Genomic DNA, 3,587 nt, shown 5'->3' on the forward strand with positions numbered 1-3,587 from the left:
AATCCACAATCGTCTGCAGCGAAAAAATCATGTTCTTCACATTGCCCCGCTGCACTTCTTCACCGTTCTTGCGGACCGTGAAATCGGTCGCTTCCAGCTCTTCCTTGGAAGGAAATGCGATGAATGGGGTCAGAGGCGCGGCATTCTTAAAGCCCTTAGCCGGCGTCCAGGATAGCCCCTTTTTTTGCAAATCGTTATGAATGTCCCGCAATGTGAAATCCAGTCCAAGAGCCATGGAATCCACCAGTTCTTCCAAGCTCATGCCGGGAACGTAGTCACGCGCGATACGTAGCACAAGCTCGCCTTCATAATGAACCTGACCGGAATCCTTCGGCAGCTGAATGGTTTCTTTGTCAAGACGAATGGCCGCATGAGAGGGCTTCAAGAAAATCAACGGTTCGGTTGGCACTTTATTGCCGAGCTCCTCCGCATGAAGTTTGTAGTTCCGTCCCACACAGTACAAGTTGTTTACAGCAGCGCACATTGGCATTCAGCTCTCTTTCCTGTCAGTTTGTTTAATCACTTGCTTCCTAAAAACGTCTCCCCCCAAATATCCGGGCGATTCGTACATATCATTATATCAGAATGCATGTCCGCCAGGCGACGCATCTCTTTCGCTTTATTCACCGTCCAGGCCATGATGCCGACCCCGCGCCCCGACAAAAATCTGGCCAGCCCGGGAGTAAGGCGGGAGAAGCTTATAGATAAAAAAGAACAGCCTAATTCCCGCACACGCCCGGCCGGATCGCCCCACCTGGAGTCCAAGATAAGTCCCCGGCGGATGCCGGGATCGGCTTCTTCGCACCTTAGCAGCGTGCCAGAGTCGAATGATGTCAGCACGGTCTCGCCCTGCATCCCCTTGAAGGCGATCAGCTCCGTAACCTTTTTTTCGATGCCGGGATACAGGTTGCCGGCGTTCTTAAGCTCGATATTCAGCCGCAGCCGCCCTTTGCACAAATCGAGCACCTCTTCCAGCGAAGGAATTCCTTCGCCTCGAAAGGCGCGGCCCTTCCAGCCCCCGGCATCGAGAAGCCGCATATGGCTCCAGTCCATATTCTTCACTTTGCCGCGGCCATTGGTGGTCCGGTCCACACTGTAATCGTGGATCAGAACAGGCACTCCATCCCTCGTCAGTTGAACGTCGATTTCCATCCAAGTCACATATGGGAGTTCCATCGCCATACGGATGGCGGCCAGCGTGTTCTCCGGAGCCTTGCCGGAAAATCCCCGATGGGCGACGCACAAGTTGTTCATCATACAGCAAGCCCTCCCGCAAAAAAATGTAAGCATCCTCCGAATTGTACAGGCTGCGGATTGCCAGGGAGCTAACGTCCGGCATCCGTCACTCTGCCCTCTTCGTCGATCTTCACTTTGCCGGAAGAGAGCGATTCTACCCGCTTCAGCAGCTTCTGCCCGTCATCGGCGCTCATCGGCACCGGCTGGCCCAATTGAGCTTCAAAAGGCGTAAGCTTCATCGAGCATTGTCCCTTTACACTGCACTCGGCCTGAAACACCGCCGTCTCCCAGGTGGTCTTCGTAGAAGAACGCGTAAAAATAAAGTTGCCCGTACTGTACGCGATCCACTTCCCTTTATACGGCTCAAGTCCCTGAAGGACATGGGGATGCCCCCCGATTACGAGATCCGCGCCAGCGTCGATAAAGCTCCTGCCCAGCGACTGCTGTACCGCATTCGGCTCATTTTCCCGTTCCTGCCCCCAATGGACGACCACGGCGACAATATCCGCTTTTTTTCTGGCTTCGGCTATCGCCTTAAGCGCTGGGCCGCTGTCGTATGCGGAGGCTACGCCGGGCTTGCCCTTTCCGGCTACCCATCCGGCTTCGGGGATGACCCGCGTAAAGCCGAGCAGAGCAATGGTCATTCCTTTGCGTTTAAAATATTGCGCCGAATAAGCCTGTGTGGAATCTTCTCCCGCGCCGATGAACGGAATGCCTTTTTGATTCAGATTGGTGAGTGTATCCCGCAGCCCTTGCTCCCCCATGTCCAATGTATGGTTATTCGCCAGATTAACGGCATCCACTCCCGCCGCCTTCAGCGCATTCAGCGCCTCCGGAGGCGACTTGAACACAAAGGTCTTGCTCGCCTCCGTGCCTCGGTCGGTGACAGGCGTTTCCAGATTGATGACGGAAAGGTCATCCTGGAGGAACATCCCGCCCAGACGGGCGTACGGATAATCATAGCCCTTCTGCTTCAATAGCTCACCGACTTTTCCGGCAAAAATAACATCACCCGCAAAATTCAGCGTTACCGTCTTTCCGCTTCCAGCCTCGCCGTCCGGCAGTCCAGCCGACTGCCCGTCAGCCTCGCCTCCCGGCGCCTGCTGTAAAGCGCCGGATGGCCCCGGTCCGCTGCCTGTACCAGCTTCGGGAGTCGGTGTCGGCACGGCTTCCGTAGACGGTGCGGCCGAAGCGGAAGGCTGAAGCACGGCTGACGGAGCGGCTGAAGCTCCGCCTAATGCCCCGGGCTCAGCCGGCGACCCCGTTCCCGCCGCCGCTGATCCCTCCGGTGAAGGCGAAGCCGTTCCCGTCTCGGGGAGAGGAATGCTATCGCGGCCCCCTCCGCTGTAGAATAAATAAAACAGCAGAACCGTAATCAGCGCCAGCAAGCTGAAGTTGATCCCATACCAAATCCGGTTTTTTCTTTGCTTTCTGGTGTTTGTGCTTCTTTTTTTGTTGGATCTAGGGGGATACATATGTATTCTGACTCCTTTACCCGCTAAACTCGTTCTATTATATCATATCTATGAATCTCTCCCGAACAAGCAACAACGAAGACGGAAAGAGGCCCCTTATCTTCCGAACAACCATGCTGTAAAAAAACGGCGAAGAGCGGGCAGAACCCGCGCTTCGCCGTCAGTTAATATCGCGATCATGTGATAACGTATGAAGAAATCAGTTCGCTTGCAGCCCTTCGGCAGCCGCCTTCGCCGTAAGCTTCGCAATTTTGATGCAGTCCGGCATGCCGATTCCGTCATATCCGGCTCCGAATACGTGTACGCCTGGAAGGACGGCGGCCAGATCGCTGCGGAGCGCTGCAATTGCGGCCGGATGCCCAACAGGATACTGCGGCATCGATTTCGGCAGCCGCGTAATTTCCGTGAACAACGGCTGGGCCGTGACGCCCATAATCTCGCGCAGATCCTTGCGCACCAGCTCTTCCAGCGCTTCGTCCGGCAGCTGCACATTCTGCTCGTCGCCCGAACGTCCCACATAACAGCGCAGCAGTACCTTGTCCTCGGGACTCGTATGCAGCCATTTGGCCGAAGTCCAGGTGCAGGCCGTAATATTCCGCCCTTCCTTCCGGGGAACGAGAAAGCCCGAGCCGTCGAAATTACCGTCCATTTCTTTGCCGGAAAAGGCCATAACCACATTGGCAACCGATACATAGTTCACCGCGTCCAGTGCCGATACATCGACATGCGGGCGCAACAGCTCGGCCGCCGCGAAATTGGGTATCGTGATATAGATGTCGTCCGCAGGCAGCAATTCGCCGTTCCCGAGTTCTACCGCATAGCGCGCTTGCGAAGAAACTGCCGATTCCAAAGCAGCGGCAGCCGTGGGTCCCCCCG

4 protein-coding genes are annotated in these 3,587 nt (G+C 55.9%); all 4 read right to left on the reverse strand.

The annotated features are described in order from the left end of the window. Nucleotides 1–484: fumarylacetoacetate hydrolase family protein (locus L691_RS0122840; protein ID WP_025692614.1), on the reverse strand; the 484-nt coding region annotated here is incomplete at its 3' end. A gap of 35 nt (nt 485–519) precedes the next feature. Next, nucleotides 520–1,254 carry a glycerophosphodiester phosphodiesterase gene (locus tag L691_RS0122845; protein WP_025692615.1) on the reverse strand — a complete coding sequence of 245 codons (735 nt, stop codon included), beginning with the start codon at nt 1,252–1,254 and terminating at the stop codon, nt 520–522. A 71-nt stretch (nt 1,255–1,325) separates the two neighbouring features. Next, nucleotides 1,326–2,711: a CapA family protein gene (locus L691_RS0122850; RefSeq protein ID WP_025692616.1), complete on the reverse strand. Its 1,386-nt coding sequence runs from the start codon at nt 2,709–2,711 to the stop codon at nt 1,326–1,328. Nucleotides 2,712–2,910: 199 nt separating this feature from the next. Beyond that, nucleotides 2,911–3,587: protoporphyrinogen oxidase (gene hemG / locus L691_RS0122855; RefSeq protein ID WP_025692617.1), on the reverse strand; the 677-nt coding region annotated here is incomplete at its 5' end.

Source organism: Paenibacillus zanthoxyli JH29 (genome assembly GCF_000520715.1).
Classification (GTDB): Bacteria; Bacillota; Bacilli; order Paenibacillales; family Paenibacillaceae; genus Paenibacillus_AQ; species Paenibacillus_AQ zanthoxyli.